Below are 20,458 nucleotides of genomic sequence, written 5' to 3'. Positions count from 1 at the left end.
ATTTTTATATCATAACATATTAGGGGAAGCATTCATGCGGATGATCCTTCTGCGGGCCGGCTGCGCGATGATCGCGATGACGGGCGCTGCCACTCTCTCCCACGCCCAGGACACCGCCGCCGCGGACGGAACCACGGATCAGGCCGATGCCTATCACGACGAGCCGAGCCGCGACATCGTGGTGACCGGCGTGCTGCCGACCGCGCGGCAGGACATGCTGTCGGGGGTCGCGGTGCTCGAAGGCGCCGACCTGACGCAGAAGCTGCGCCCCTCGATCGGCGAGACGCTGGCGCGCACGCCGGGCGTGTCGGCGACCTCGTTCGGGCCGAGCGCGTCGCGCCCGGTGCTGCGCGGGCTGCAGGGCGAGCGCGTGCGCGTGCTGACCGACGGCATCGGCTCGATCGACGTGTCGAACACCTCGGCCGACCATGCGACGGTGGTCAACCCGCTGCTCGCCGACCGCATCGAGGTGCTGCGCGGGCCGCAGTCGCTGCTTTATGGCTCGGCTGCAATCGGTGGCGTCGTCAACGTGCTCGACAAGCGCATCCCGACCGAAGTGCCGGGCGAGCCGGTGCATGTCGGCGCGATCGCCACCTATGGCAGCGCGGCGAAGGAGCGCTCGGTCGCGGGCGCGGTCGACGTGCCGCTGACCGGGCATCTCGTCGTCCATGCCGACGGCAGCTATATGAAGTCCGACGACATGCGGATCGGCGGCTATGCGCTGACCCCCGAACTGCGCGCGCAGGCGCTCGAATCGGCGGCGCTGCCTGTCGATCCCGACGAAGAGGAGCCGGTCGACTTCGCCGCCAACGCCGCGGTGCGCGGCAAGCTGCCCAACAGCGCCGCGGAGACGTGGACCGCGGGCGCGGGCATCGCCTATATCGGCGAGGGCGGCAGCCTGGGCATCGCCTACAGCCATTATGACAGCCTCTATGGCGTGCCGATCCGCTTTGCGACCGAGCCGGGGCAGGAGCAGGAGGCGCCGCGGCTGAGCCTGTCGCAGGACCGCATCGACGCGCGCGCCGAGGTGAATGCGAACGGCAGCCTGATCGACAAGATCAAGCTGCGCTTCGGCTATGCCGACTATCAGCATTCGGAGCTGGAAGAGAATGGCGAGGTCGGCACCACCTTCTATAACAAGGGAATGGAAGGCCGGCTGGAGTTCACCCAGGCCAGGCGCGGCCTGTGGTCGGGCGCGACCGGTGCGCAATTCTATACCCGCGATTTCAACGTGGTCGGCGAGGAAGCCTTTCTGCCCAAGAACAGCACCGGGCAATGGGGGCTGTTCACGTTGCAGCAGCTCGATTTCGACCGGCTGAAGCTCGAAGCGGGCGCGCGGTTCGAGCATACGAGCCTGAGCGCCAAGCCGCTGCCCGGCCAGCCGCAATTTTTCGCCGGCGACCGCAGCTTCGATTCCTTCTCGGGCTCGCTGGGCGCGTCGTACCGTTTTGCGGACGACTGGCGTTTTGGCGTCAATGTGTCGCGGACCGAGCGCGCGCCGGCGGCCGAGGAGCTGTTCGCCAACGGGCCGCACGCGGGGACCGAGGCGTTCGAGATCGGCAATCCCGATTTCGACCTCGAAACCGCGTGGAGCGTCGAAGCGGTGCTGCGCGGGCAGGGGACGGGCTATACCTTCGAAGCCTCGGCCTATCATAGCTGGTTCTCGAACTTCATCTATGACGACCGGACCGGCGAGATCGAGGACGGGCTGCCCGTCTATCAGTTCAGCCAGGCCGACGCGCGCTATTACGGCTTCGAGGTGCAGGGGTCGCTGACGCTCGCGAAGCTGGGCGATGCCGAGATCGTCGCCGACGGGCTCGCCGACTATACGCACGCGCGGATCGTCGACGTCGGCCCGGCGCCGCGCATCCCGCCGCTGCGCCTGCTCGGCGGTCTCGGCGTCAATTCGCCCAAGATCGACGTGCGCGGCGAGGTCGAATGGGTCGACGACCAAGATCGCATTTCGACCTTCGAGACGCCGACGAAGGGCTATACGATGGTCAATGCCGAGATCAATTTCCGGCCGTGGGGCACCGACCGCCCGCTGAGCTTTGCACTGTCGGCGAACAATATCTTCGACGTCGACGCGCGGCGGCACGCGAGCTTCCTCAAGGATTATGCGCCGCTTGCCGGGCGCGACATCCGCCTGACCGCGCGGGTGAATTTCTGAGCCGCAGGGGCCGGGGCCGCCCTCCGCCCCGGTCTCTGCCCCAAGCAAATATTGGGCCGCGCCAGTAATTTCTGGCGCGGCCCGGCCCGTTTCGGGCGATCTTCGACGTTGACGCTTGGCCGCCACGCCGCAAAAATGCGCGCCGGGTCGCCGCGCGGAGGAGTCGTCACTCGTTCGCGCGTCCGTCCCGCTGTTGGGTGGCATTGGGGGGACGGATGCCGGATCGCGGCCAGTGGCGCTTTGGGGCGTTCGAATATGACGAGACCGCGGGCGCCGTCCGCGTCGGAGGCGAACCCGTCGAACTCGACCGCAGCGCGCTCGCCATCCTGTTGGCGTTGATGTCGAACGTCGGCAAGGCGGTCGACAAGGACCGGCTGCTCGAAGCGGGCTGGCCGGGGCGGATCGTCCATGAAAATTCGCTCGCCAAGGCGATCGCGCGGCTGCGCCGGACGCTGGGCGAGGACGGCAAGCGGATCGAGGCGGTTTACGGCGTCGGATACCGGCTGAACGCCGGCGCGGCGGCGGTGGCCGTGCCTGCTGCTCCGTCAGCGGAGCCGGTCGCGGCGCGCGGTCGTTGGCTGCCGCGCGCGGCGGGGCTGGTGCTGCTGTTCGCGCTCGCGGCGGCGCTGGCGCTCGTCTGGAGCCGCGGCGACGGCGCCGCCGCCGATCGCGACGAGGGGCTGAAGATCGGCGAACCCGCCGATGTGACGGGGCGCGTGCTGTGGGTCGACGACCATCCGGAGAATAACAGGAGCGAGCGGGACTTTCTGCTTGGGCACAAGGTCGCTGTTTATGACGTGACATCGAGCGCCGATGCGCTGAAGCTGCTCGCCATGTATAAATATGACGCGGTGATTTCGGACATGGGGCGGAATGGCGAGCCGCTCGCGGGGATCGAACTGGTCAGGGCGATGCGGGCGCGCGGCGACGTGACGCCCTTTTATCTCTACACTATCCTGCCGTCGAAAGCGCAGCGCGACCTGCTCGCCGAAAGCGGGGGGCAGGGGGTCGCGGTGACGCCCGAGGGACTTTACGCCTTCATCCTTCCCGACCTCGCGCCCGCGGCCTCGGCGCCTTAGGCCGATGGCGACGGGCGGGGAGGACGATAGCGAGGGCGGCCATTGGCGCATCGAAGATGCCGGCTTCGATGCGACGACGGGGCGGCTGACGGTCGCTGGGCGTGCGGTCGAGCTCGACCGGCCGTGCCGCGCGCTGCTCGCGGCGCTGCTCGCAGCGGATGGGCGGGCGCTCGGGCGCGACGCGCTGCTCGCCGCGGGATGGCCGGGGCGGATCGTTCACGAAAACTCGCTGACCAAGGCGATCGGCCGGCTGCGGCAGGCGCTCGGCGCCGAGGGCGCACGGATCGAGGCGGTCTATGGCAGCGGCTATCGGCTCAAGGGACCGGCCGAGCGGGGCGGCGTGACGATGGCGGGCGGCGCAGGGTCGCGGTGGCGGCAGGCGCTGGTCGGCGACCGGCGGCGCACCGCGACAACGCTGGCTTTCGCCGGGCTTGCGATCTGCGTAGCGCTCGCGGTGGCGGCGCTGTTTGCGGCGCAGGCGGCGCGCGCGCGGGCGGCGGAGGAGGCACGCGAGAAGGAGGCGCTGGTCGCCTTTCTGTCATCGGACCTGTTCGCTCCGGGCGAGCTGGCCGCGCAGGGACGGGACGGCCCTTCGCTGCGCGCCGCGGTCGCACGCGCGGCGGCGACGATGAACACCGAATTGCGCGACGATCCGGCGACCCGAGTGACGGTTCACCGGATGATCGCCAGCGCCTATGCCGGATGGGGTGATTATGAGGCTGCGGTGCTTCACCTCCATCGCGCGCGCGCGGTCGCGGAGCGGCTCCACGGCGCGAGCGCGGCGAAGACCACGCCGATTGATATCGCGCTGTGCAGCAATTTGCGCCGCGCGGGCGACACGCGGCTTGCCGAAACGACGTGCGCGCGGGCGGTGCGGGGCGCGCAGGGAAGCGATGCCCGCACCGTCGCGGTTGCACAGCTCGCCGAAGCGAAACTGCTCGTCGATATCGGCGACTATCGGCGCGGTGCCGCGCTGCTCGATGCCGCCGCGGCGCAGGGGGCGCGGCTGACCCCCGGCGAGCGTGCCGATCTGCAATGGTTTGCGGGCCGTGCGCAGGCAAAGCTCGGCCATTTCGCCCGCGCCGATGCGGCCTTTCGCCGCAACCTGGCACTGCGCGAGGCGATGGGCGGCGAGCGACCCTCGCTGACCGGCTGGGCGCACGCCGACTATGGCAGCTATCTGGCCTCGATCGGCGATTTTGCGGCCGCCGAGCGGCATTTCGCGCGCGCCGAGGCGCGGTTCGCGGCGGCGCGCGGTGTCGATGCGGTCGATGCGCTCGCGCCGGATTATGGGCGCGCGCTCGCGGCGCTCGATAGCGGCGACCCGCAAGGCGCGCGCGATCGCCTGCGCCCGATCCTCCAGCGCTACCGCGCCGCGCTCGGCGGCGACCATCTGCGCACGCTCGACGCGATGACGCTGCTCGCGCTGGCCGAAGCGCAGGCGGGCGATGCGGCGCGCGCGACGGCGCTGCTCAAGGAGGCGCGGCAGACGGGGGCACGGGTGCTGTATCGCCGCGACGGGCGCGCGGTGCGCTTTCACATGCGCCGGGCGCGGACGCTGGCGGCGCTGGGCGACACGGCGGGTGCCGACGCGGAGGCCGGCCGGGCGGCGGCGGCGATGGATCGCAGCGGCGTGCCGGCGAGCCATCCCTGGCGGGCGCGGCTGCACTGCGTCGCTGCGCGGATAGCGCTGGCGCGCGGCGACGCGGGGGCGGGGCGGGACGAAGCGAGGCGGTGCCTGTCGGCGCTGCAACGGGTCGCGGACCTGCCCGCGACCTATCCGGCGTTGGCGGAGGCCCGGCTGCTGGCCGGGGAGTGAGGCGCGCGGGCGGCGGGGCCGGGAGACCGTGCCGTTTCGGCGACGAGCGTTTGCCAACCGAGCGAGGAATGGCGGGTTTCGGGCGAAAGCAGCCGCAGGATTGAAGGAAGAGAACGGCGGAGGGATGCGAAGGCGGCGCAGTAGGCGAGCAACGCGCTGTGCTGCGAGTGCCGGCGAGATTTATTTGGCGCGAAGACGCGAAGGGGCCGGTTCGCGGCCGCAAGGCCGCCTTTTCCTTCATCGCCGCGCCCACCGCAACGCGAAAGGAGAAAAGCCGCTTCCCGGCAAGCACGACATCTTCGCGTCTTCGCGTCTTCGCGCGAAACAAGAAATCCCGATCCATCGGTTTCGACCAACGCCCTCTGCGCGCGCCTACTCGCACCAAAAGATGCCCATTCCCCACGCCGAATCTGCCGCCAGCCTGTTTACCTGCCGTCGGGATGCCTAGAGTCTTGTTTTACCGTGTTTTCCAAGTCGTCAGGTGATTCCACCTGACTTGAAAACACTCTAGCCCAGCTCGCTCAGGTCCAGCGCCGCGAGCAGCGCAGTGCGGGCGCGGCGGACGTCGGCGGCCAGGGCAGGGGAGGCGAGGTCGCCGGGGGCGATGGCTTCGGGCCAGTGCCTTGCAACCACATCGGCGATCGCATCGAGCTTGTCCGCGTCGGCGATGAAGCGCGGGTCGATCGTCGCGGGATCGGCGACGACGCGCAGCCGCAGGCAGGCGGGGCCGCCGCCGTTCGCCATCGACTGGCGCACGTCGACCGGAAACAGCCGGCGGATCGGGCCGTTGCCCGCGACATGCGCCTCCAGCCAGTTCCACACGCTTTGCGTTTCGCGCGCTTCGGTCGGCACGACGAGCCCCATGCCGGCGCCATCGGGCAGGCTGACGAGCTGCGCGTTGAACAGATAGGACTTGATCGCGTCCGGCAGGCTCACCGCGCTCGCGGGCACTTCGACGATCTCGACCTCGGGAAAGGCGGCGCGGATCTGTGCGTGCGCGCCTTCGCGGTCCTCGAACGCGGTTTCGTGCGTGAACAGCACGCGCTCGTTCGCGACCGCGACAACATCATTGTGAAAGGCGCCGCCCTGAATCGCGGTGTCCGACTGGCGGATGAACAGCGTCTTTGCCGGGTCGAGCCGGTGATGGCGCGCGATCGCCTTTGACGCGTCGAGATGCTGGCGCGCCGGGAAGCGGCCGCCGCCAACGCCATAGACGAAGATTTCGACCCCCGGCGCGCCGTGCCCGGCGCACAGCCGCATATGGTTCGCCGCGCCTTCGTCGCCGAAGGGGGCGGGGACGGGGCCGTGCACCGCGAAGGCGGGATGGGCAAAGGCGAGCCTCAGCTGTGCGAGCGTGCCCTGCCATTCGTGGCTGCGGTGCGGCATCGTCATCAGGTTGGCGACGGTCAGATGGCATTTGCCGTCGGCGCTGTCGGGCGCGGGCGAGACGGTCGCGGCGTTGGCCGCCCACATCGACGAGGCCGACCAGGCCTGCGCACGCAGATGCGGCTCGGCGGCGTCGAGCGTCGTGCCGAGTGCGGCGAGCCACGCCGCATCGGGGCGGTCGAGCGGCATGAAGAAGCCCTGCGCGAGCCCGAGCGCTAGATTGTGCCGCATCTTGTCGATGCCCTGCAGCGCCGCGGCGCGCGGCTGCGACACGTCGCCGGCGTGGCTCGACGAGGCGATATTGCCGCGGCTGAGCCCCGCATAATTGTGCGTCGGGCCGATGATCCCGTCGAAATTGATTTCGGTGAGCATATATTCTGTCCCATAATTTCCCCCTCCTCTTCAGAGGAGGGGCAGCGAGACTTGCGAGCTTGCTCGCTAGTCGCAGCGGGGTGGTGCTCCTTCACCGGCGTCCACCACCCCAAACCCCTCCTCTGAAGAGGAGGGGCTTTCTTCCGTCCTACCGCCCGATCCAGCTGATCTCGTCGCCGCGCGCGACGCCGAGCAGGTCGGCGCTCCTGGCGTCGATCGTGCCGCCCGCGCCGACCTTGCCGAAGCAGCAGCGGAAGCCGTCGAGCCGCCCGGTGGCGATCAGCGCGTCCTCGCCCTCCTCGGCGATCCCGGTCAGCTCGACGTGCCGCGCATCGCGAATGCTCGCGACCTGGTCGGTGCGCGCGGTCATCGTCGGGCCGCCGTCGAAGATGTCGATATAATTTTCGAACGCAAAGCCCTCATTCTCGAGCATCCGCATCGCCGCGCGGCCGCTGGGGTGCGGGACGCCGATGACGCTGCGCGCGCTTTCGGGCAGCATCGCGACATAGACCGGATGCTTGGGCATCAGGTCGGCGATGAACTGGTTGCCGTGCACCGCGTTGAACTGGTCGGCTTCCTGAAAGCTCATGCCGAAAAATTTGCCCGCAACCCCGTCCCAGAAGGGCGAGCCGCCCGCTTCGTCGATCACCCCGCGCAGCTCGGCGAGGATGCGGTCGGCAAAGCGCGCGCGGTGGCGGGCGATGAACAGATAGCGCGACCGCGCGAGCAAGAGGCCGAGCCCGCCGGCACGCGCCGCGGGGTGGAGGAACAGCCCGCCGACCTCGCTCGCGCCGTTGAGGTCGTTGCTGAGCATCAGTATCTGCGCGTGAAAGGTGCGGCCCAATTGCTCGCTATGCTTGCTGTCGGTGCCGATGCGATAGCTATAGAAGGGCCAGCGTTGGCCGACCTGCCCGAAAATCTGGCAGGTGCCGCGCACCTCGTCGGTCTCGCTGTCGGCGAGCACCATCAGATAAAGCTCGTCGGCGGGATATTCCCTGTCCGACGCAAAGCTCGCCTCGGCGCGTTCGAGCTTGGCGCCAAGCGCCTTTTTGTCGGGGGGCAGGTTGGTGAAGCCCCCTCCCGTCAGCTTCGCCATTTCGTAAATGCTCTGGAGATCGCCCGGCTTTGCCGCCCGGATCACATAGCTCACACAGTCCCCCGTTCCGCTAAACGTAAAAGTGTCAAGGTCGACAGCCGCGCGCGTTCGGGCAGGCTGCCCGTGATCAGAAATTCGTCCGGCGAATGGATGGCGCCGCCGCGCGGTCCCATCGTGTCGACGACGGGCACGCCGCACGCCGCGATATTATTGCCGTCGCACACGCCGCCGGTCGCTTTCCACGCGATGTCGATGCCGAGCGCGGTGCCGCAATCGCGCACCAGCTCGAACAGCCGCGTCGCCGGTGCGTCGAGCGGCTTGGGCGGGCGGTTGAAGCCGCCGTGGAGGTGGCAATGCACGCCATGCTCGCGCTCGATCGCGGCGATTGCGGCGTTCAGCGCCGCCTCGGCCGCCGTCGCGGCTTCGGGGGTCGCGGGGCGCATGTTGACGCGCAGAATCGCCTGGTCGGGGACGACATTGTTCGGGCCGCCGCCGTCGATCTTTGCGGGGTTGACCTTGAGGTCGGGCGCCTTGAGCGCAGCGAGGCGCAGCGCGAGGTCGGCCGCGGCGACGAGCGCATTGCGCCCCTCTTCGGGGTTGCGCCCGGCGTGCGCCGAGCGGCCGTGGACGAGAACCGAGTAATTGCCGCTGCCGGGCCGCGCGCCCGCGAGCGTGCCGTCGGGGAGCGCGGGTTCGTAGGTCAGCGCCGCGGTCTTGCCCTTCGCGAGCCGCGCGATCAGCCCCGCCGAGGCGTGGCTGCCCGTTTCCTCGTCGCTGTTGATCATCACGTCATAGCCGATACGCGGCGCGAGCGGCGAGGATTCGAGCGCCGACAATGCCGCAAGGATCACCGCGAGCCCGCCCTTCATGTCGGCGGTGCCGGGGCCGTTCAGCACGCCCTCTTCGAGCCAGGTGAGCGACTGGAACGGGTGATCGGCGGCGAACACCGTGTCCATATGGCCGGTGAGCAGCAGTTGCACCGGCGCGTCGGGCCGGACGCTGAGGTGAAGGTGCGCGCCGCGCTCGATCGTCTGGACCCGACCTGCGGCATCGACGCTTTCGACCGGATCGGGGGCGACGAGGCGAAGATCGCCGGGCAGCGCCGAATAGGCGTCGGCGAGCAGGCCGGCGACGGTTTTGAGGCCGGCGAGATTGCCCGTGCCGCTGTTTACCGCCGCCCACGCCTCGACCTGCGCGAGCATCGGCGCATCGCCCGCGCGCTCGATCGCCGCGGCTTCGGTGGATGAAAGGCTGGTCATGGAGCGCGTATAGCCAGACACGGTGGGGTTTGGCGACCCCCCGCACGCGAACGCCGGCCGCGCCGCGTCGCGGCTTGTCCGCTTGTCGAAACGCACCTATCGTGGCCGCCCAGCAGCGGCCGGAGGCAGGGCATGGCGACGAAGGCGGCTCCGCCGCTCAGCGGCATCGAAGTGCATAGCATGCTCCACGACGGCACCGCCGTCTGCCTGCGGGCGATCACCCGGAAGGACGAACCGCTGCTGCGCGCCGCGATCGCGAGGCTGTCGGCCGAATCGCGCTATCTGCGCTTTTTCTCGCCCGCCCCGATGCCGCCCGATCATGTCGTCGAGCGGCTCGCCGACGTCGACGGCCACGACCATATCGCCTGGGGCGCGATCTGCACCGAATGCGAAGGGCGGCCGGTGATCGGCGCGGTGCGCGCGGTGCGGCACCGTCCCGACGGGCCGATCGGCGAATATTCGGTCGCAGTGGTCGACGCCTATCACGGCCAGGGCCTCGCGCGGATGATGAGCGCGGCGCTGCTGATCCAGTGCCGCGCCGAAGGACTGGCCGAGCTCGACGTCCATATCCTGTCCGAAAATCGCGCCGCCGCCCGGCTGGTGCGCGCGCTCGCCGCGCGCTGGATGCAGGAATCGGCGGGCGTCGCCGAATATCGGCTCGACGTCGCGGCGGGGGTCGAAGCGCTGCGGCAGGACCGCGACGCGCGTGGGGTGCAGGATGTGTTCCGGGCGCTGGAGGGCGGGGTTTAGGGCGGCTTTCGACCGATTGCGGTCATAAGGGTCCTCCCCGGCACGGGGAGGATGTCCGCTCCCTACCCGCAAAGCGGACGTCGCCCTCCCGCACCAATGAAAAAGGGCGCCGGGGCATGGCCGCCGACACCCTTTGCCGTCTTCGTGCGAAGAGAGGCTTATTGCTTGGTCTGATCCGCAGGCGCGGTCTGGGTGTCGCCGGTGCCGCTCTCGGACGGGGCGATTTCGCCGCTGTCGTCCATCTGATTGGCCTTTTCTTCGCCCATTTCCTCGACCTTGTCGGCCTTTTCTTCCATGGCGTCCTGCGCCGGGCCTTCGGGCATGGCATCGGCCTGATCGTCGATGGCGTCGGCCTGCGTCTCGGCCTGGTCCTCGACCTTGTCGGCCTGCGGGCTCTGGCAGGCTCCCAGCGCGAGCGCCGAAGCGGCGGAAAGCGAGATGATGATCTTGCGCATGTGAATGTCTCCTTGATTACGCCCGGCCTTAACGCCGGGTGAACCCGTGGGTTGCAACAAAATCGTCAAACTGCGGGAAACCGCGGGTTATTCCGTTGTGCCGCGTCCGCGGCGGCGACGGCGGGCAAAAAAGAAGGCGCCGAAGCGCCCTCTTCCCTTCCGATCGGAGCGCGGCTCAGAAACGCTGCTGGCGCTCGTAGAGGTCGCGATAATGCTGGATGCGCGTGACGCGCAGGCCCGGCATCCCGCTGCGGTCGATCGACCGCTGCCAGCTTGCGAATTCCTCGAGGCTGAGCCCGTAGCGCTCGCACGCCTCGTCTACGGTGAGCAGGCCGCCGTTGACCGCGGCGACGACCTCGGCCTTGCGGCGCACGACCCAGCGCGTCGTGTTGGGCGGCGGCAGCGAGTCCAGCGTCAGCGGTTCGCCGAGCGGACCGATGACCTGGGCGGGGCGGATTTTCTGGTTCTCGATCATAATCATTCCATAAAGTCTTCAACGGGGGGGATCGGTTCGACCGACAGCCACCTGCCTATTCGCGAGGGATTCAACATCGGCTGAAACCCTCTGGTAAACGGGCTGTTCACGGTTTCGGGCAGCATGCCCCCGCGATCGGACAGATCGAGGAAGCGCGCCGGCCCCTGGTCGACGGAACGGGCCCCACCCGCATGTCCGCCCAGAGTCCTGCAGCGTGCATGAAGCCTTGCCGCCTGCGATGCGCGCTGCGCCCGCGCGCGGAGAAGGCACGCCGTCGGCAGCGCCGCCTGACGCGCGCCCGACACCGCCAATATGATGTCGAAGCCGGGCTTCGACAGGCTCGCGGTGCCGGCGGGTTGCGGGAAATCGGAGGCTGCAAGGTTCATGAGCATCGCTCTATCGCGAACCGCCTAAAGTCCCGTAAATGCCGGTTTCAGCACCTGTTAGCGAAGCTTAATCGCCGTCAATATTTTGACGCGCAGCGCCGAAAAGCTGGCTTTTTTGCAACATCGCCCCTAGATGGCGCCCGTGATGACCACCACCCTTGCCCCCGCGCGACTCGGCGATTTTCAGCTCGCCGGGCCGATGAACGCCCGGCGAATCGTCGTCGCCATGTCGGGCGGCGTCGATTCGAGCGTCGTCGCCGCGCTCGCCGCGCGCTCGGGCGCCGAAGTGATCGGGGTCACGCTCCAGCTTTATGACCATGGCGCGAAGGCGAAGCGCGTCGGCGCCTGCTGCGCCGGGCAGGATATTCGCGACGCGCGCGCGGTCGCCGACCGGCTGGGCTTTGCGCATCACGTCCATGACCATGAAAGCCGCTTCCGCGACACGGTGATCGACCAGTTCGCCGACGAATATCTCGCCGGCCGGACGCCGATCCCCTGCGTGCGTTGCAACATGGGGGTGAAGTTCACCGACCTGTTCGACCTCGCGCGCGATCTGGGCGCCGATTGCCTGGCGACGGGCCATTATGTGCGGCGGGTGATGGGGCCCGCGGGCGCCGAGCTGCACCGCGCGGTCGATCCGGCGCGCGACCAGAGCTATTTCCTCTTTGCGACGACGCAGGCGCAGCTCGACTATCTGCGCTTTCCGCTCGGCGGGCTCGAAAAGAGCGTGGTGCGCGAGATCGCGCGCGAGCTGGGCCTCGGCGTCGCGGGCAAGCCCGACAGCCAGGACATCTGTTTCGTTCCCGACGGCGATTATGCCGGTCTCGTCCGCAAGCTGCGGCCCGACGCCGACGACAAGGGCGAAATCGTCCATGTCGACGGGACGCTGCTCGGCGCGCACAAGGGGCTGATCCATTATACGGTCGGGCAGCGGCGCGGAATCGATATCGGCGGGCAGGCCGAGCCGCTCTATGTCGTGCGGCTCGACGCCGCGGCGAAGCAGGTGATCGTCGGGCCGCGGCGCGCGCTTGCCGTTTCGGGCGCGCGGCTCGGCGAGGCGAACTGGCTCGCCGAGGTCGAGGGGCGCCCGGTGCTCGCGAAGGTGCGCAGCATGGCAAAGCCCGTGCCCGCGCATATGACGGGCGACCGGCTGGTCTTCGCGGCCCCCGAATATGGCGTCGCGCCGGGGCAGGCGGCGGTGCTTTACGATGCGGCGGACGGAAGCCGGGTGCTCGGCGGCGGCTGGATCGAGGAAACCTTCGCAGCGGAATAGATTGAAACTTTCCCGCGGATCGCGCAGCCTGCGCGCAATCAGGGGAGAGCGAAGATGGTTCACTGGGTATTGCGCGGCGTCGTCCTGTTGTGGGCGGCCTTCTTCTTCATTTTGGGCGTGCGGGGCATCCTCGATCCCGCGACCTTCACCGACATGTTCGGCATCGCGGTCGACGGCGGCGCGGCGAATACGGTGCGCGCCGACCTGTCGGCCTTTTTCCTCGTCTCCGCGGGCGGCGCGGCGATCGGCGCGCTGATGCCGCGGTGGCGCGGCGCGCTGCTCGTGCCCGCGGCGCTCTATGGCACCGCGCTCGTCGGCCGGCTGGTCGGCGTTGCGAGCGGCGATCCGGTCAATGGCGCGATCGTGCAGGCGATGATCGTCGAGGCGCTGTCGACGCTGCTGATGGCGGGCAGCTGGCGCCTGTTGTCGCGGCCCGCCGGGCCCGGGAGCGCCGAGTCGGCGTGACGGGGCGGTCCCGGCGGCGACTTGTCATTTACGCAATAGTGTGAGCTATTGTGTATCGGGTCGGATCTCATATTCCCTTTGAGTGGGGAGGAACGACGATGCCGATGGACCAGGACAAGCGCGACGCCGACCGGCGCAAGAAGGACCGGCGGGTGGCCGACGATCCGAACTATAGCGGACCGGAGCGCCGCAAGGGCGACCGGCGGTCGGGCAAGGATCGCCGTTCGCCGCCCGATTGAGCGCGCCCGGAAGGCCGCGGCGCGCGAGGAGTTTGAGATGAGCGACCCTGCCACGCCGCGCCTTTCGGTCGATATCGTGTCCGACGTGATGTGTCCGTGGTGCATCATCGGCTGGCTGCGCTTTCAGGCGGTGATGGCGCATTTCGCCGGCCGGCTCGATTTCCGGGTGCAATGGCATCCGTTCGAACTCAACCCCGACATGCCGCCCGAGGGCGAGGATGCGGCGGCCCATGTGCAGCGCAAATATGGCATCAGCGCCGAGCAGTCGCGCGCGAACAGCGGCAAGATGGCGGCGATCGCGGCCGAGCTCGGCTTCACCTTCAACCGCGGCCCCGGCTTTCGCATGCGCAACAGCTTCGACGCGCACCGGCTGCTGAGCTGGGCGGGGGCGCTCGAGGAGCCCGAACAGGCCGCGGCGACGGGGGTGCAGACCGCGCTCAAGCTCGCGCTGTTCCGCGCGCATTTCACCGACAATCGCGATGTGAGCGACCATGGCGTGCTCGCCGAAGTCGCGGCATCGGCCGGGCTCGACGGCGCGCGCGCCGCCGCGATTCTGGCGAGCGACGATTATGCCGAGATGGTGCGTGTCGAAGAAGCCTGGTGGGCCGACCAGAATATCACCGGCGTTCCGGCCTTCATTCTGGACGGGCGGATGCTGGTGCCGGGGGCGCAGGACCCCGAGGTCTTCATCCGGGTGATCGAGCGCAAGGTGCTGGCCGACGCGGCCTGAGCAACCGGCGGCGCGGCGGCGCGTTGAGGGGGCAAAGAAAGGAGCCCCCCGATGACCGACGATCCCCGCAACCCGGAGGCGCCCGAGGCGATCAACCGCGAGCAACGCGACGACCCCGCGCAGGCGCAAAGCGTCGCCGACGAGGCGCGCCGCGCGCGCGGCCTCGAGGATTCGGACAAGACCCCCGCGCGCGACCAGACCGACGATGCGCAGGATCTGGTCGACCATATGCGCCAGATGGACCATTCGGGGCGCATCGACATGGACGCCTATCGCGGCGAGCGCAGCGACGACGACGAAGAGGATGAGCTCGGCCCCGGCGGGGTCGACGACGACGAGCCGCGCGGCGCGCCCTAGCTAACCCCGCGCCTGTGGTCAGTCCTTGCGCGCTCGGATGATGTCGATCGCGGCGACCGGGCCGAGGACGAGCATGAAGCCGATCGTCATCAAGGTGAAGATCAGGACCGGCGCCTGCAAGAGGGGGTGGGACATCGGGGTCGCTCCTTTCGAGGCCCGTCATCGCGCGGGCGGCCCATCGCTGCATTGATGCCGGTCAAAATGGCGCCGCGCCGGTGACGATCGGCGCGAGGCCGTTGCCGGAGTGGAGCCGAGTCTTTGCCATTTGCTAATCCCGCGCTGGCAGGGTCGGCGCCATGACCCGCCGCTATTCCCCGTCCCGCTATCCGCCGCCGCGCTGGCTGCGGCAGCGACGGCGTCGCCGCCGCCTTCGTTTCGCCGAATGGCTGGCGGTCGTGGCAGTCGGCGGCTTCTGCGGCACGCTCGCGGCGCTGCACCTTGCGCCCGACGGACCAACGGCATTCGCCGATATTGCGATCCGCTCGACAGAGCCCGACGCGCTTTCGGCGCAGTTCGGCTTTTGCCACAGCGGCGGCGGGCGCAACTGCGTCGTCGATGGCGACACCTTCTGGTTCGCGGGCGAGAAATATCGCATCGCCGACATCGACACCCCCGAAACGCACCCGCCGCGCTGTGCCGAGGAAGCGCGGCTCGGCCGCGCCGCGACCGACCGGCTGCGGGTGTGGCTCAACGCGGGCGCCTTCAGCCTCGAAGAAATCGACCGCGACAGCGACCGCTATGGCCGCAAGCTGCGCGTCGTGGTGCGCGGCGGCACGAGTGTCGGGTCGGTGCTCGTCGCCGAAGGGCTGGCGCGGCCGTGGGAGGGCCGTCGCCGGCCGTGGTGCTGATTCACCCGGCGGGCGGCGGCGGCAGTTCCTCGCGCAGCGGCGGGTTGGAGCCGGCGATCTGGCGGCCCACTTCGTCGGCGAGGAGCTGGGCGACCGGATCGTCCGCCATCGCGCGCCATTCGCTGCGGCGCGTCTCCAGCGCGGCGGCACGCTCGCCTTCGGGCAGCGCGAGGACGCGCAGATAGAAGCGCACCGCGCGCAGCCACGGCGCGTCGTCGGTCAGCGCATCCTCGGCCCAGCGGCTGAACGGGCCACCCGCGGGAAGCCAGTCGCCGCCCTGGCGACGGAGGAAGAAAAGCAGGCGCGAGCCGCGCGGCACCATGGTGCGGATGCAGCCCCCGGCATAAGCGAGCGGATGCGCCTGTTCGAGCTGATAGGGATTGCTGAGCAGCGCGAAGTCGCCGCTCGCGAGTCCGACGGGCAGCGTTGCCGGCGCGTCGGAGGCATCGCCCTTGAGCGCCGCGACCGGGCGGATGCGGACGCGCATCGCATCGGAGCCGTTGCCCGCTGCCGGCCCTTCGACCACCGCGAGCAGGATCATGTCGGCCGCCGCGGTGAGGTCGAGATTGGTGGGCACGCGGTAGCCCGGAACGGGCGAGCAGGCGGCCGCCGGCGAGGGGGCGGCGAGGAGCGCCAGGCCGACGAGAAGGAGCGCGCGCATGCCGCGATGCTAGCGGGCGCGGCGCGCCAGACCAAGGTGCAACTTGGTATTACCCAGCCCGGCGAAATTTCGTCGCGGCCCGTCCCATGCTATGCATCGAATCGCACAACCCAGGCGTATCATCGTTTTCACAGCGAGGAGAATGAGCATGGCCGAGCATGACCACAGCGCGATCAAGGAACATATGACCGTCGTCGGCGCCGATGGCGTCCATGTCGGGACCGTCGACCATCTCGACGGCGAGCGGATCAAGCTGACCAAGCGCGACAGCCCGCAGGCCGAGGACGGCGAAGGCGCGAAGCATCATTATCTGCCTGCCGGTCTCGTCGCGTCGGTCGAGGGCGACACGGTGCGCCTGTCGGCCACCGCCGCCAATGCGGTCGAGATGTTCGAGGAGGCCGAATAGCCCCTCGCCCGAAAAACCAGAGGGCCGCGCGGCGCAATCCGGCGCCCCGGCACGCAACTGGCCCGCCCGACCCCTTTCCGGCGCGGGCCATTTTCTTGGCGTGGCGCGGTAGTCTAGAGCAGCGAGCCTTAAATCTGCACCGTGTCCCCGAGCGAAGACGAGGGGCTCTGCCGAGCGAAGTCGAGGCGGCGACGCTGCGGTTCTCGCTCCGCTCGAACGAGCTCCTCGTCTTCGCTCGGGGATGCGGATGATTCAGATTTCCTGCAATTTGCTCTAGCCCCCGACTTCGCGGGCGCAGTCGATGCAGAGCGCGGCTTCGGGTTTCGCCTCGAGCCGCGCGGGGGCGATCGCCTGGCCGCAGCGGGTGCAGGCGCCGTAATCGCCCGCGTCGATGCGCGCGAGCGCGGCGGCGACCGCGCGCGCCTCGCGCGTGAGCAGCGCATCCTCGCCGGCGAGCGCGTCGTCGTCCTCGCGCTCGGTCGCCGCGTCTTCGCCGTCGGGGCTGACCGGCGCGGTCATGTCGCTTTCGACGCGCGCGCCGCGGGCGTGAAGGTCGGCGAGGCGATCGGCGAGGCCGGCGCGGATCGCGGCGAGTTCGGTGGTCGAGAAAGCCATGGCAATTCCTTTCGCTGCGCCCGGGTTAGCCGGACTGGACGAGGGCGTCTTTGCGCGGCGTCAACGACGCATCATGCGCGCGCAGGGGCGCGAGGCAAGCGAAAAGGCGCCGGGAAGGGGAACCCGGCGCCTTTGCTTGCGATCATGGGGGGAAGCGATCGCGGGTAAAGGAAACGGCTTAGCGAACGTCGGCGTCGGCGCCCGCATCGGCACCGGCATGGAGCGTCAGCGAATCCTTCGGAAGTTTGCTGACGAGGCTGCCCGCGGCGCCGTCGGCCTTGCTGTAGAGCTCCGACAGCGGGATGTTGTAGAGCTTGCCGCCGCTGACGACGACCGCATTGTCGCCATCGACGCTCTGCACCGTGCCGATGCTGTTGCCGTTCATGTCGGTGACATTGGCGCCGGCGCGGACCTGATCCTGCGTCGCGAGCTTGAGGTTCGCCGAGTCGGCCGTGTCGTTCACCATATCGTCGGTCTGGCCGACGACGTCGCCGACGGGCTGAGTGACGCGGCCGGCGGTGTCGCTCGCGACCTCGCCGGGATTGACCTGACCGGTGACGTCGCCGGTGACCTGCCCGGCGACGCCGCCGACCTGTGCGAAAGCGGGGGTGGCGAGCGCCGCGCTGCCCGCGGCGAGAAGAATGAGGGTGGTACGCATCGTCTCTCTCCTGTCGTGTGTCCGTTCGGGGACGGGGATGCGGAAGAAACGAATGAAGCGAGGGGCTTGTTTCATGAACGCCGGAGAAAACGCGCGTTCAGCCGGTCACCGGAAAGGATAAATGTCGTGATTTCACAGGTTGTTGGTGAATAGAGCTGGCGGCGAGGAGAGATGCGGTAACGCGGCGGGTCGCCGAAAATATGCGACGAACTCCGCCGCGCCCGCGCCGCCGCTCGTCAGTGCGCTTGACGGTCGGTGGCGATCAGCTTGTTGAGCGTGGCGATACGCCGCCGCGCGCCGGTCCAGTCGCGCTCGGGATGCGCCTGAATCCGGTCGAGGAGCGAGCGGACCTCCTTGCGGCGGTCGCCTTCGGTTACGGCCTGCATGGGCTTTCTCCTTTCCGATCGCCTGCATAGCATGGCCGCCCGGAGTCGGGCAAAGCGCCGGGCGCGACTGGCCGCAAGGCGCGGGCGGGCAATCCTGTTTTGCGCCGGCGCAGCGGCGCGCTATGGCGGCGCGATGGACATGGAGACGGCACGAGGGCGGCGATCGCGCGAAGTGGTGCTCGGCCGGCTGCGCACGGCGCCGGTGCTCGCGTGGGCGGGTGCGGCGGCGGCGGGGCTCGTCTGGGCGCTGTGGGAGCTTTTGTGGGGCGGCGGTTTTGCCGCGAGCGGCTTCTACCGGTTGCTCGGGCCGCTGACCGGGCCGCTGATCGTTGCGATCTTCGGCTATGCGACCTTCGATTTCGGGCGGATGTTCGCGCTGCGGCGGCGCTATCTGCGCCACGACGGGGTGCGCCTCTATCGCGGCGCCGACCGCTCGTGGCCGCTCGCCAATATCCGCGACGTCGTGGTGACGCGGGGCGCGCTGGGCATCGGCTCGCTGCGGCTGGTGGTCGACGATGACAGCGAGACGACGCGCGAGCTGGCAAAGCTCTATATGCTGGAGGGTCCGGTCGAGGCGGTGCGCGGCGCGGTGCTGTTCGCGACCGGGCGCCCGGTTCCGCTGTCGCCGACGCTGCATTGAGGCGCGGCGCGGTTCAACCCCGCCGCCCCCAAAACGCCTGCAGCGGCCGCTCGCCAAGGTGCGGCCAACCGAGATAGATGGCGAGGTAGGTGAGCAGCGCGGCGCTGATCACCCCGAGCCCGAGCGCCGGATTGGCATAGCCGAGGATCGCGCCGAAGGCGGCGGCGAAGGACAGCGCGGTCAGGCGGCCGTGCGCCTTTATGTCGTGCGTCTTGCGCCGCAGCCGCCGGCCGCGCAGCGACAGCGCGATGCGCGCGAGCGGCGGCACCGCAAAGGCGAGCGCCATCCACCCCCAGTGGTTGAAGACGCTGTCGGGATTGAAGATCCGCGCGACGAGCCCGGTGGGCGCGGCGCCGAACAGGCCGATCGCCGCCATGATCGCGAGCATCGCGAAAATCTCGACGAGGTCGATCGCCGCCTCGGCCGGGCCGTAGCGCGGGCTGCCGTCGGGATCGACCTGATAGGCGACGATCGCCCCCTCGCCATATTGCGCGGCGAAATAGAGGATCATCAACCCCGCCGCCCACAGCTGGTAACGGTCGGGAAAGGGCGCGGTGAGCGCGCCGAACAGGAAACTGCCGAGCAAGGCGGGATAGAGGAGGCCGTAGATATAGGTCGGCAGGCGCATGGGGAAGGGGTAGCGCGCCGGGGCGGCGGGGGGAAGGGGGGCGTGGGGCGGCTGGGCCGGACCAAAGTTCAGTAAAGTTCAGCCTCATGCGCTCTGCACATCGCCGCCGCCGGTGGAGGGCGGCGCTGCGCTGTCGCGATCGTCGGAAGGACAGGGCGGCAGCGCGCCATCACACAGATCGGCCACCTCCAGCGCCGCCGCCAGGTCGCCGGGCGCCAGCGATGCTTCGGGGGCTTCGAGGGCGGCGGGCGGCGCGGGGTGCAGATGGACCAGCGCCTCGGCCACCGCGACGGGCGCGGGATCGGTCCGCCCGTCCGCCGCGTTGCCGCGAAAACAATCGGGGCCATAAGCGCGCAGCAGGAACATCAGCAGCCGGTCGCTCTGGCGAAAGCGGCGGCCGACGCGGTTACCCTCGCGGTCGAACACCGGCTCGTCGGTGCCGACGAGCGCGCGTTCGAAGGCGGCGTCGAGCAATTTCTTGGCCGCGGCGTCGATCGCCGCCGACCAGGCGCGGTCGAACGCCTCGGCGCCGGGCGACCGGCGCAGGCGATAGGCGGAGGATTCGGACATGCCGACGCGCTGCGCCGCGGTGGCGACCGATCCGGTATCGGCAAGCACCTCGATAAAGGCGCGCTGCTTGTCGGGCGACCAGCCATCCTTGCGCCGCTTGCGCAGCACCGGCACCCACTCATAGGCGGCGGGGTCGTGCCCGTGCGCGTCGAGCGCGGGGGTGGCGGCGGGTTCGGCGGCGGGCGTGGGCACCGCGCCGGGCGAGGGGATGGGGGCAATGTGGCTCATCCGCCAGTTTGGAACATAAAAGGAACGTGTAGGAAAGGGATTTTTTTTGGGGGTGGGTCGCGTGTGGGACAGGCATTCGGTTTTGAACGGGGCGACGGCGGCCTATTCCCGCGTTCGTCACCCCGGACTTGATCCGGGTGTGGATTCACATTTGAAGTGCAACGGTATGAAGACTTCGGCTGGGGTTTGGAAGCCGAGGCATTTTCTGGGAGTATTGTTGTAGATTGCGATGATGGCGTCGAAGGCGTTGGGGGGCAAGTCGTCGAGGCTGGTTTTTCGGGGGAGGTATCGACGGAGGCGACCGATGGCGTTTTCGATGCCGCCTTTCTGCCATGGGGCGTGCGGATCGCAGAAGAAGGCCTGGATAGCGAGTTGCCTTTCGATGCGGTGATGGCGGGTAAATTCGGTGCCATTGTCGAAGGTGATCGACCGTCGCAGCGACGCGGGCATTGGCTGGAGCAACTGGACGATGGCGTCGGCGACGGGATCGGCCTTGAGGCTGTTTTG

The 20,458-nt window shown here is 69.2% G+C and carries 25 protein-coding genes; 12 read left to right on the top strand and 13 right to left on the bottom strand.

What is annotated here, in order from left to right; all coding sequences use genetic code 11:
• The first annotated feature begins 34 nt into the window (after window positions 1-34).
• The 3 genes from CHB69_RS06145 to CHB69_RS06135 all read left to right on the top strand — a co-directional run bounded on the left by CHB69_RS06145 (window position 35) and on the right by CHB69_RS06135 (window position 5,068).
• Window positions 35-2,170, top strand: coding sequence for a TonB-dependent receptor (locus CHB69_RS06145; protein WP_089215126.1), 2,136 nt, complete (start codon window positions 35-37; stop codon window positions 2,168-2,170).
• Between the two features lie 215 nt (window positions 2,171-2,385).
• The gene (locus CHB69_RS06140) at window positions 2,386-3,249 is read left to right on the top strand and encodes a winged helix-turn-helix domain-containing protein (RefSeq protein ID WP_089215125.1); all 864 of its coding nucleotides are present in this window, start codon (window positions 2,386-2,388) and stop codon (window positions 3,247-3,249) included.
• Between the two features lie 4 nt (window positions 3,250-3,253).
• The gene (locus CHB69_RS06135; protein ID WP_089215124.1) at window positions 3,254-5,068 is read left to right on the top strand and encodes a winged helix-turn-helix domain-containing protein; all 1,815 of its coding nucleotides are present in this window, start codon (window positions 3,254-3,256) and stop codon (window positions 5,066-5,068) included.
• Window positions 5,069-5,575: 507 nt separating this feature from the next.
• On the opposite strand, the gene CHB69_RS06130 is transcribed toward CHB69_RS06135, so the two are convergent.
• The 3 genes from CHB69_RS06130 to CHB69_RS06120 all read right to left on the bottom strand — a co-directional run bounded on the left by CHB69_RS06130 (window position 5,576) and on the right by CHB69_RS06120 (window position 9,181).
• Window positions 5,576-6,826, bottom strand: a complete 1,251-nt coding sequence (locus CHB69_RS06130) for an N-succinylarginine dihydrolase (RefSeq protein ID WP_089215123.1) — start codon at window positions 6,824-6,826, stop codon at window positions 5,576-5,578.
• Between the two features lie 148 nt (window positions 6,827-6,974).
• Window positions 6,975-7,976 (bottom strand): arginine N-succinyltransferase, encoded by a 1,002-nt coding sequence (locus CHB69_RS06125; RefSeq protein WP_089215122.1) that lies wholly within the window; start codon window positions 7,974-7,976, stop codon window positions 6,975-6,977.
• Complete coding sequence (locus tag CHB69_RS06120; protein ID WP_089215121.1) at window positions 7,973-9,181, bottom strand: hydrolase; 1,209 nt, start codon at window positions 9,179-9,181, stop codon at window positions 7,973-7,975. Before CHB69_RS06120 ends, CHB69_RS06125 begins: the two co-directional genes overlap by 4 nt.
• A gap of 132 nt (window positions 9,182-9,313) precedes the next feature.
• On the opposite strand from CHB69_RS06120, the gene CHB69_RS06115 reads away from it, so the two are divergent.
• Complete coding sequence (locus tag CHB69_RS06115) at window positions 9,314-9,931, top strand: GNAT family N-acetyltransferase (RefSeq protein ID WP_089215120.1); 618 nt, start codon at window positions 9,314-9,316, stop codon at window positions 9,929-9,931.
• A gap of 158 nt (window positions 9,932-10,089) precedes the next feature.
• On the opposite strand, the gene CHB69_RS06110 is transcribed toward CHB69_RS06115, so the two are convergent.
• The 3 genes from CHB69_RS06110 to CHB69_RS06100 all read right to left on the bottom strand — a co-directional run bounded on the left by CHB69_RS06110 (window position 10,090) and on the right by CHB69_RS06100 (window position 11,247).
• Window positions 10,090-10,386 (bottom strand): hypothetical protein, encoded by a 297-nt coding sequence (locus CHB69_RS06110; protein ID WP_089215119.1) that lies wholly within the window; start codon window positions 10,384-10,386, stop codon window positions 10,090-10,092.
• Between the two features lie 175 nt (window positions 10,387-10,561).
• Window positions 10,562-10,861, bottom strand: coding sequence for a CtrA inhibitor SciP (gene sciP, locus CHB69_RS06105; protein ID WP_089215118.1), 300 nt, complete (start codon window positions 10,859-10,861; stop codon window positions 10,562-10,564).
• Window positions 10,862-10,863: 2 nt separating this feature from the next.
• Window positions 10,864-11,247 carry a hypothetical protein gene (locus CHB69_RS06100; RefSeq protein WP_141133924.1) on the bottom strand — a complete coding sequence of 128 codons (384 nt, stop codon included), beginning with the start codon at window positions 11,245-11,247 and terminating at the stop codon, window positions 10,864-10,866.
• A gap of 145 nt (window positions 11,248-11,392) precedes the next feature.
• On the opposite strand from CHB69_RS06100, the gene mnmA reads away from it, so the two are divergent.
• From mnmA to CHB69_RS06075, 6 genes are all read left to right on the top strand, one after another.
• Complete coding sequence (gene mnmA, locus CHB69_RS06095; RefSeq protein WP_089215299.1) at window positions 11,393-12,520, top strand: tRNA 2-thiouridine(34) synthase MnmA; 1,128 nt, start codon at window positions 11,393-11,395, stop codon at window positions 12,518-12,520.
• A gap of 54 nt (window positions 12,521-12,574) precedes the next feature.
• Entirely contained in the window at window positions 12,575-12,985 is a 411-nt protein-coding gene (locus CHB69_RS06090; RefSeq protein WP_089215116.1) for a hypothetical protein, read from the top strand.
• A gap of 98 nt (window positions 12,986-13,083) precedes the next feature.
• Entirely contained in the window at window positions 13,084-13,224 is a 141-nt protein-coding gene (locus CHB69_RS20055; RefSeq protein ID WP_170935453.1) for a hypothetical protein, read from the top strand.
• Between the two features lie 37 nt (window positions 13,225-13,261).
• Window positions 13,262-13,954 carry a DsbA family oxidoreductase gene (locus CHB69_RS06085; protein WP_089215115.1) on the top strand — a complete coding sequence of 231 codons (693 nt, stop codon included), beginning with the start codon at window positions 13,262-13,264 and terminating at the stop codon, window positions 13,952-13,954.
• A 51-nt stretch (window positions 13,955-14,005) separates the two neighbouring features.
• The gene (locus CHB69_RS06080; protein WP_089215114.1) at window positions 14,006-14,311 is read left to right on the top strand and encodes a hypothetical protein; all 306 of its coding nucleotides are present in this window, start codon (window positions 14,006-14,008) and stop codon (window positions 14,309-14,311) included.
• Window positions 14,312-14,607: 296 nt separating this feature from the next.
• Window positions 14,608-15,159, top strand: a complete 552-nt coding sequence (locus CHB69_RS06075) for a thermonuclease family protein (protein WP_089215113.1) — start codon at window positions 14,608-14,610, stop codon at window positions 15,157-15,159.
• A gap of 1 nt (window position 15,160) precedes the next feature.
• Here the strand turns inward: CHB69_RS06075 and CHB69_RS06070 are convergent, their stop codons facing one another.
• A complete protein-coding gene (locus CHB69_RS06070) occupies window positions 15,161-15,820 on the bottom strand; it encodes a hypothetical protein (protein WP_089215112.1) in 660 nt (219 codons plus the stop codon).
• 148 nt (window positions 15,821-15,968) lie between these two features.
• Here CHB69_RS06070 and CHB69_RS06065 point away from each other — a divergent pair, with 148 nt between their 5' ends.
• The gene (locus CHB69_RS06065; protein WP_089215111.1) at window positions 15,969-16,226 is read left to right on the top strand and encodes a DUF2171 domain-containing protein; all 258 of its coding nucleotides are present in this window, start codon (window positions 15,969-15,971) and stop codon (window positions 16,224-16,226) included.
• A gap of 273 nt (window positions 16,227-16,499) precedes the next feature.
• Here the strand turns inward: CHB69_RS06065 and CHB69_RS06060 are convergent, their stop codons facing one another.
• The 3 genes from CHB69_RS06060 to CHB69_RS20050 form a co-directional block, all read right to left on the bottom strand.
• The gene (locus tag CHB69_RS06060) at window positions 16,500-16,841 is read right to left on the bottom strand and encodes a TraR/DksA family transcriptional regulator (RefSeq protein ID WP_089215110.1); all 342 of its coding nucleotides are present in this window, start codon (window positions 16,839-16,841) and stop codon (window positions 16,500-16,502) included.
• Between the two features lie 178 nt (window positions 16,842-17,019).
• Window positions 17,020-17,499: a hypothetical protein gene (locus tag CHB69_RS06055; RefSeq protein WP_089215109.1), complete on the bottom strand. Its 480-nt coding sequence runs from the start codon at window positions 17,497-17,499 to the stop codon at window positions 17,020-17,022.
• 236 nt (window positions 17,500-17,735) lie between these two features.
• A complete protein-coding gene (locus CHB69_RS20050) occupies window positions 17,736-17,885 on the bottom strand; it encodes a hypothetical protein (protein ID WP_170935454.1) in 150 nt (49 codons plus the stop codon).
• Window positions 17,886-17,916: 31 nt separating this feature from the next.
• Between CHB69_RS20050 and CHB69_RS06050 the strand changes: the two genes are divergently transcribed.
• On the top strand, window positions 17,917-18,525 hold the full coding sequence (locus CHB69_RS06050; RefSeq protein ID WP_245836575.1) for a hypothetical protein: 609 nt from the start codon (window positions 17,917-17,919) through the stop codon (window positions 18,523-18,525).
• A 13-nt stretch (window positions 18,526-18,538) separates the two neighbouring features.
• Here the strand turns inward: CHB69_RS06050 and CHB69_RS06045 are convergent, their stop codons facing one another.
• The 3 genes from CHB69_RS06045 to CHB69_RS20745 all read right to left on the bottom strand — a co-directional run.
• Window positions 18,539-19,153, bottom strand: coding sequence for a hypothetical protein (locus CHB69_RS06045; RefSeq protein ID WP_089215108.1), 615 nt, complete (start codon window positions 19,151-19,153; stop codon window positions 18,539-18,541).
• An 84-nt stretch (window positions 19,154-19,237) separates the two neighbouring features.
• Complete coding sequence (locus CHB69_RS06040; protein WP_089215107.1) at window positions 19,238-19,951, bottom strand: hypothetical protein; 714 nt, start codon at window positions 19,949-19,951, stop codon at window positions 19,238-19,240.
• Window positions 19,952-20,068: 117 nt separating this feature from the next.
• A partial coding sequence (locus tag CHB69_RS20745; RefSeq protein WP_141133923.1) for an IS30 family transposase occupies window positions 20,069-20,458 on the bottom strand: 390 nt, incomplete at its 5' end.

It is taken from the genome of Sphingopyxis indica (genome assembly GCF_900188185.1).
GTDB lineage: Bacteria > Pseudomonadota > Alphaproteobacteria > Sphingomonadales > Sphingomonadaceae > Sphingopyxis > Sphingopyxis indica.
The sequence above is the reverse complement of the archived record's forward strand: the minus strand, read 5'-3'. Positions and strand labels throughout refer to the sequence as shown.